Origin of the sequence: uncultured Mucilaginibacter sp., assembly GCF_903893715.1 — a bacterium.
Classification (GTDB): domain Bacteria; phylum Bacteroidota; class Bacteroidia; order Sphingobacteriales; family Sphingobacteriaceae; genus Mucilaginibacter.
The window spans coordinates 1-6,776 of the sequence record NZ_CAITNG010000132.1 but is presented as its reverse complement, the minus strand read 5'-3'; the positions used below and the strand labels follow the sequence as shown (position 1 = coordinate 6,776).

Below are 6,776 nucleotides of genomic sequence, written 5' to 3'. Positions count from 1 at the left end.
TGCATCGTACTCGGGGGTGGCCAGGGAAGCCGCTTGTTTCCGCTTACCGCGTCGCGCTCAAAGCCCGCTGTACCCATCGCCGGAAAATACCGTTTGGTCGATATCCCTATCTCAAACTGCCTGCATTCGGGCATCGACCGTATTTTTGTACTCACGCAATTCAACTCGGCGTCGTTAAACAAACACATCAAAAACACCTACCACTTCAGCAACTTCAGCAGTGCCTTTGTGGATATATTGGCTGCCGAACAAACACCCAGCAGCGGTGGTTGGTTCCAGGGAACTGCCGATGCCGTTAGGCAAAGCCTGCACCACCTTTCGGTGCACGAGTTCGACTATGTCCTCATCCTTTCCGGCGACCAGCTGTACCAAATGGACTTTGAGGAAATGCTCGAAGCCCACCAAAAAAACAATGCCGATATCTCCATCGCTACCATCCCCGTCGATGCATCGGATGTGCCCGGTTTCGGTATCCTTAAAACGGATAAGGATAACTGGATAAACGCCTTCGTCGAAAAACCTAAAAAGGATTTCGATACCCTCGTGTCCGATGTTAGCCCCGAAATGAAAGCCGCCGGCCGTATTTATTTGGCCTCAATGGGTATCTATATATTTAACCGCAAAGTATTATACGACTTATTACAAGGTAACGACCGTACCGATTTTGGTAAGGAAATCATCCCGCAATCCATCAACAACCACAAGGTGTTAAGCTACCAATACGAAGGCTACTGGACCGATATCGGTACCATCGCATCCTTCTTCGAAGCCAACCTGGAGCTTACCGATCAGATACCCAAATTTAACCTGTTTGGCAAGCACCACATCTACACCCGTTCGCGCATGTTGCCACCCTCAAAAATATCGGGGCCAACGCTCACCAATACCATCATATCCGACGGTTGCATCATCAATGCCAGCCGCATCACACGTTCGGTCATCGGTATACGTACCCGCATCGGTTTCGATAGTATCGTCGAAAACTGCTACATTATGGGTAGCGACGAATACCAAACCCTTGAACAAATCGCCCAATCGCGCGAAGCCGGCGTCCCCATCATGGGCATCGGCGACCGCTGCATTATCAAGAACGCCATTGTCGACAAAAACTGCCATATCGGTAACGACGTACGCATCAATTGCGGCGAACCCCTGGTAAACGGCGATTACGACAAATACACCGTAATGGACGGCATCGTCGTCCTCAAAAAACGCGCCGTAATACCCGATGGTACGGTGATATAACCACCCCGCTCAAATTACGATTTTCATAAACCTGTACCCATATTTCAACCCGAAATATGGGTATTTATGGGTGTTTTACTTCGAATTTTTAGCCCCGAATTATCAAATTTATAATCTAAGCCACCCAAACACTTAGCGCTCCGTCCCCTTCGCTCTGCGAAAGCTATGGGTAAATATGGGTACCTAAACTAACCCGTCATGCCGAACTTGTTTCGGCATCCCACTAAGCCGGTAGCCAATAGACAGGCACCAATGAACAAATGACTAATGAACCAAAAAAATGGGTATTTATGGGTGTTTTTAAAAAGAACATTTTTGCCTACAACCCCATCTAAGCTTCCTCTACAAGTTACGAAATTTTAGTGGGATTGTCAAGGCTATTTGGAAGTTATCGGGTCAAAATAATATCGACCTCGCCCGGCTTTAATGCCTTGTCACCGTATAACTGCGTTTGGGTTTTGGTTTCTTCTGATAAAGGCTTTTCAATCATTTTTAGCTTGTGAAAGGGGAAATGCTTTTTTAGAATTTCCAAGGTTGAGTTTAGCGTAAATTCCCGTTTGTCGGTACGAACATAAATTGTGCTTTTGGGCTTCATCACTGTAGAGCAAAGCCCAAATACGTTGTCAAGAAGCTGGTAATACTCAACCTTATTAACAAATCGACCTTTGTGCTTGTCATTAAATGATTGCGGATTTTCCGACCCACCTAATAACCAGAGTCGAAGCCACTGGTCGGCATGATAGTTAGTTACAGAACAGTATGGTGGCGACGTAAATAGTAGCGAAAATTTGATGTCATTTTTAATGGCCCTTTCAGAGATGTTTATAAGCTCATTAGCACTATCTCCAAAAACAACGGCGCTTTCGGTAACTTTGGGTTTTCCTTTATCGTATCTCCAATTAATTTTATCAATTATGAATTTACATGGATCTAATTCAGGAGGTGTGGTCATCCCATTTTTCTTCCACCATTCAACAGAATAGTTCATGCCCATAGATTTGGTCATACGCATTTGATTGGAAAGACCACTACCTATCTTACCATGAAGATAGAGCAATAATATTGACATTAATGTAGCATCAGCATCGTTATTTTTCCAATCGAGATTTTTTCGAGCAGACAATAAGAATTTTAATACTTCATCACAAAAACAGATCCTATAAAATTCGGGCATCCTTTGCATCGCCTGGCCATAGTAATTTCGTTTACTGTATAACTCAAGCAATCTATCTATGACATTTTCTTTATCTGCCGGTTTAAGTTTGACACTACCGTAAAGCCAGCCAACTGGGTTGATCTCTATCCCTAAGCTATTTCTGCCTAAAACCCCACCCGCAAAAATACTACTACACCTTCCTGCGAAAGGGTCTATAATATAATCTCCCTCTTTAGAATATTTTTTAACAACATCAAAAGCAAAATCCAAGGGAAACATGGCATAGTATGGGCCAAATCTTGCCCATCTTGATTCAGCTGTTTCAAAACCCTTTAATATTTTTTCTAATGCTATCATATTGTAGATTTTCCCCTGATCTCTCTTGCAATGTCCTCGAAAATACGTTTGCCTAAGTTTAGTGGGATTGCAGCTTCGGCATGAGCTGATATAAGCGGTGAAACCGAATTTGGATGCCTGCTTGAAGCAAGTTGATCTAGTAAATTCATAACATCTGCTAATCGGGTAAATTGGTCAGGTTTTGCTGTATCTAAGTTTCTTTGATAGTCGTTAAAACAAGCTAATACAGGCGCAATTTTTTGCCCGGATGCTGCCTTATAAAAAAACTTTCGACCAAAGTACGTATCTTTCCCGTATGGCTTTGCACTTTCGGAAAAGATGATATTTCTTTTTATATAGCCGTCGTCCAAAAGCAATGCCGATTGTCTTGGAAACTTATCTGTAATACCGTCTTCTGTAGTATCAATTTCCAAAAAGTGATTAAAAAAAGTGCCTGACTTTTCAATACCTATTATCAGAAGGTCCTCGCCATTAATTGGTTTTTGTAGATCATTGATTCGTTTTAGTTCAACTTCAATTGCTTTTGTTAGCCATGACGAAGTACTGAATACTGCTAAAGGTCCATCAATTACAAATGCGGTTCTGCGTAATGTGCTCAACCAACCTTTTATCTCAAAGGCTCTTAGTATATGAATCAACCAAAGCTTTTCTAGCGTGAACATAATTTGTCCAAACAATTCACCATTGCCGCCACCATTAATCATTAATTCATGCAGGCGAAGGGCATCTGTTGAAAATAACGCTTCTCCGGAATAAGGGCAATTATACTCACCATAATCATAAGTCATTTCTTCATCTACATCGTCGATCGGACTTCGAGGCAAATTACCGCCTTGTGAAAGGTCTCTCCTTATTTTAAACAGGTGTTCGTATGTGTCCAATAAAGTTTCACCGTCGGTAAAAACTGTGTTACTCGTAAGTTCTTCAAATAATGCGCGACGTAAAGATGCTTTTGCACTGTGCTCATTGTCTAATATTATGTTACATCCTGGAAAAACAGTCTCTATTGTAGATGCTTTTTCCGTTTCACGGAACTTTTTTGGGCTAATAAAATCGTTTTGACTAAGCTCTTTGACAAGTTTTAAATCAATCAACACAGAAGCAATTGTTACGTATCCAAATTCTGCTCCGGGAAACCCATTTACGGCTTTTGCTGCCATATTACTGCCGTCAATTGCAAGTACCAAATCAGGTTGCTCATCATTTAACAGCAAGTCCTTTTTTTGGATTAAAAGATTTTCTATATTTTCAGTATTTGTGTCGGTTGATCTAACACGCATACGATTCTGAAGCGCTTTTACCTTCGCACTTTCGAGAACGCGTCTTAGCGGTTCATAGCTTGCAAATTCACCTTCAAAACTCATGATTGGCCAATTTGAAATTTATCTACCTGTACGGGTATAACAAAAGGATTGCTTAACGTCTTAACTCTTAAAAAGCCCTTGTCTTGAGCCCTTCTAATAGATGGCTCAAAATCTGCAAAATCATAATACTTGCACAACTCTTTTGTTTCATCAGTGTTGTTTAAATGCGCAATAAACCAATTTGAAGTATTACGTAAAATATTTTTTTGAATACTGCTAACTTCTTGTGTAGCATAAACCATTCCGATACGGTATTTTGCGCCTTCTTTTGCAGTACGCACCCAAATATCAGAAAGGCCCAAATCGTTACCGGCAGGTAGGATATTATGAGCTTCTTCTATGTAAATCAATAGTTCTGGTATGCTTGCCGAACCTTGAATAAATTGTCGTTGATTTTCCCTAAAAATTTTCGTCATGATTCTATTAGCAGAAGACTTATTCAGTTCAGGTTCTCCACTCGACTGGTCAACAATTACAAGTTTTCCCGTTACAAGATGGTTATAGATATCTTGCGCATAATCATTACTTGTGTCTGCACTGTGTTGTTCTGCTGCTTTACCAATTTTTCTTGTGCCATTGGGGTATTGAAACATTCCAATAATTTTTTTTAAGTCCTCGTCAGCCCATCTGTCGCCGGAACCTCCTGCGCGATTAACGTAAGTTGATTCAAATGCTTGGTAACCACTATCACGGTCTCTAATAAACTTATCTAACGCTTCAAAGGCATTTGCAAGCTGGCCTAAAGCTGGATTGGCATTAGAAAATATTTGAGCTGCTGATTGGTATTCTGGTGCGTTATTACTCGTGCTATTTTGCAATGCTGTAATCAGCGCGCGATTAAATAGACCTCTTGTTGTTACTATTAGATTTGCAGGAACAGTGAACCCGGCTCTTGCTAAAACCGAGCGATATGCTAATACACGTCGATTATGCCTTGTAATTGCGCTTCTATCATCCGGATCTGGCGATTCAAGACTAACCTGTACGAAATTTTTATATATGTCGTGCTATCATCAGAAAGTATATTATCAATAATCTCCTTTCCAATTTGTAAATTATCATCTAAATAAAAATTGAGAAGCATTAAAATCCTTGTTAAATCACTTGGATGGGGCGTTATTCCATAAGTCACAACTTCATTTTCCCTTACCCCTTTAGGAATAATCTTCCATATATTTTTCAAAGCCGAATTATTATCTTGTACATTTTCATTCGCATATTCACCATTGGGATCAAAAATTATTTGTCCAATTCTCAATGGTTTATCTTCTTGTTTACTCGGGGTTCGTAGTTCAAAAACCGACTTAGCAATGATTTTTGTGGTATTCGATTTCCCTGTTCTTGTCATTCCAAATAACGCAGACTTCTGACTAAGTAAGTCAGCAGGATAAATATACACGGGTACGTCATCTATTTGTTGGTACTTCCTGTTTGTAGAAGCATAACGTACAAATCCGAGCTTTACAGTTTCGGTGTTTCCATATTTATCCCTGTGTTCTTGCTTATTTGACGGGTCACAGTAATTGACAATAGCTTCAAGTGCTTGAGCATTTGGTTTGAAAACTTTAAGGCCTCTGTTTGGATAATAATTAGAAATATCACTTCCAAATTTCAAGGCTAATGGAGCCTCCACGTTTCCTTGATTTTCTTCTAAATAGAAAGTTCCAATTATTCGACATTGTACACCTGCATAACCGAGCAAAACTCTTGTTTTTGTGTCCATCGCACCATCACCATCCCAATGCAATTCTGTATCGCCACTAACCCTTTGGGCTGTTTCAACCCTGATTCTTTCCGCTTCTTTATCTTGCGGTAATGGTGCACTATCCATTACTCTCAAAAGAATAAACGATGCGTCTTCAGATTTGAAATTAATATCTTGAAAGTCTTTATTGCCATCTTCTGGGCATATACGGGTGGCAATCAAAAAACTGAGACTTGGTATACCCCCAACTTTTTGTCTATCGTGATCGTGTATAATAACACGAGCAGTTTCGTAATTTATAGAATAGAGATCACCAACCTGTTCACTTGTTTGAATAAGTTTTTTAAACATGGTTTGGGTCTCAACTTTTTTATCGTTTTGACGCCTATCATTAATTCCTGCCTCTATACTCATATTATTATAATTGATACACAAGTATAATATTAAAAATACAGAAAGCCTAATCATTTAATCTCTACCGTTAACAAGGCTCAACATCCACCCGTTGGTCGAGCTTTATAACCCCAGCAACAAAACAAACCCCGGTATCTTATCCAGAACCGGGGTTTTCTATTTACAATTCTATCGTCGTCCCAATAGAAGGCAGTTGCAAATTTAACCCCGCCTTTTCAAACTTGGCGCTCACTTCGGCCTTGTCAATCACAATCACCGGGAAGGTATCGTAATGCACGCCTATCACGTTTTTGCAATTGATAAAGCCTGCCGCTTTAATGGCATCATCGGCACCCATGGTATAGTTGTCGCCAATGGGGAGTATGGCCCAGTCTAAGTTTTCGTCGGCCAGCAGCTTCATATCGTAGGTCAGTGCCGTATCGCCGGCAAAATATATTTTTTTGCCATCGGCATAAATCACATAGCCTGCCGGGTTGCCGCCGTAAGCGCCATCGGGCATCGAGCTGCTGTGCAACGCGTACACCATTTTAACACG

The 6,776-nt window shown here is 40.7% G+C and carries 6 protein-coding genes; 1 reads left to right on the top strand and 5 read right to left on the bottom strand.

The features are described from left to right. Nucleotides 1-3 precede the first annotated feature (3 nt). The gene (locus QZX97_RS15085) at nucleotides 4-1,245 is read left to right on the top strand and encodes a glucose-1-phosphate adenylyltransferase (protein ID WP_295664762.1); all 1,242 of its coding nucleotides are present in this window, start codon (nucleotides 4-6) and stop codon (nucleotides 1,243-1,245) included. Between the two features lie 388 nt (nucleotides 1,246-1,633). Here the strand turns inward: QZX97_RS15085 and QZX97_RS15080 are convergent, their stop codons facing one another. The 5 genes from QZX97_RS15080 to QZX97_RS15060 all read right to left on the bottom strand — a co-directional run. Next, nucleotides 1,634-2,758 carry a DNA methyltransferase gene (locus QZX97_RS15080; RefSeq protein ID WP_295664760.1) on the bottom strand — a complete coding sequence of 375 codons (1,125 nt, stop codon included), beginning with the start codon at nucleotides 2,756-2,758 and terminating at the stop codon, nucleotides 1,634-1,636. Beyond that, on the bottom strand, nucleotides 2,755-4,122 hold the full coding sequence (locus QZX97_RS15075; RefSeq protein WP_295664758.1) for a DNA double-strand break repair nuclease NurA: 1,368 nt from the start codon (nucleotides 4,120-4,122) through the stop codon (nucleotides 2,755-2,757). Before QZX97_RS15075 ends, QZX97_RS15080 begins: the two co-directional genes overlap by 4 nt. Continuing rightward, complete coding sequence (locus QZX97_RS15070; protein WP_295664756.1) at nucleotides 4,119-4,940, bottom strand: hypothetical protein; 822 nt, start codon at nucleotides 4,938-4,940, stop codon at nucleotides 4,119-4,121. Before QZX97_RS15070 ends, QZX97_RS15075 begins: the two co-directional genes overlap by 4 nt. A 95-nt stretch (nucleotides 4,941-5,035) precedes the next feature. Beyond that, a complete protein-coding gene (locus QZX97_RS15065) occupies nucleotides 5,036-6,241 on the bottom strand; it encodes a DUF87 domain-containing protein (protein WP_295664754.1) in 1,206 nt (401 codons plus the stop codon). Nucleotides 6,242-6,401: 160 nt separating this feature from the next. Beyond that, nucleotides 6,402-6,776 (bottom strand): MBL fold metallo-hydrolase (locus tag QZX97_RS15060; RefSeq protein WP_295664752.1); only part of this gene is annotated, 375 nt, incomplete at its 5' end.

Excerpts from the sequence above, each read along its gene's own strand:
- QZX97_RS15080 (WP_295664760.1), bottom strand. The coding sequence starts at position 2,758 with ATGATAGCATTAGAAAAAATATTAAAGGGTTTTGAAACAGCTGAATCA.
- QZX97_RS15075 (WP_295664758.1), bottom strand. The coding sequence starts at position 4,122 with ATGAGTTTTGAAGGTGAATTTGCAAGCTATGAACCGCTAAGACGCGTT.
- QZX97_RS15065 (WP_295664754.1), bottom strand. The coding sequence starts at position 6,241 with ATGAGTATAGAGGCAGGAATTAATGATAGGCGTCAAAACGATAAAAAA.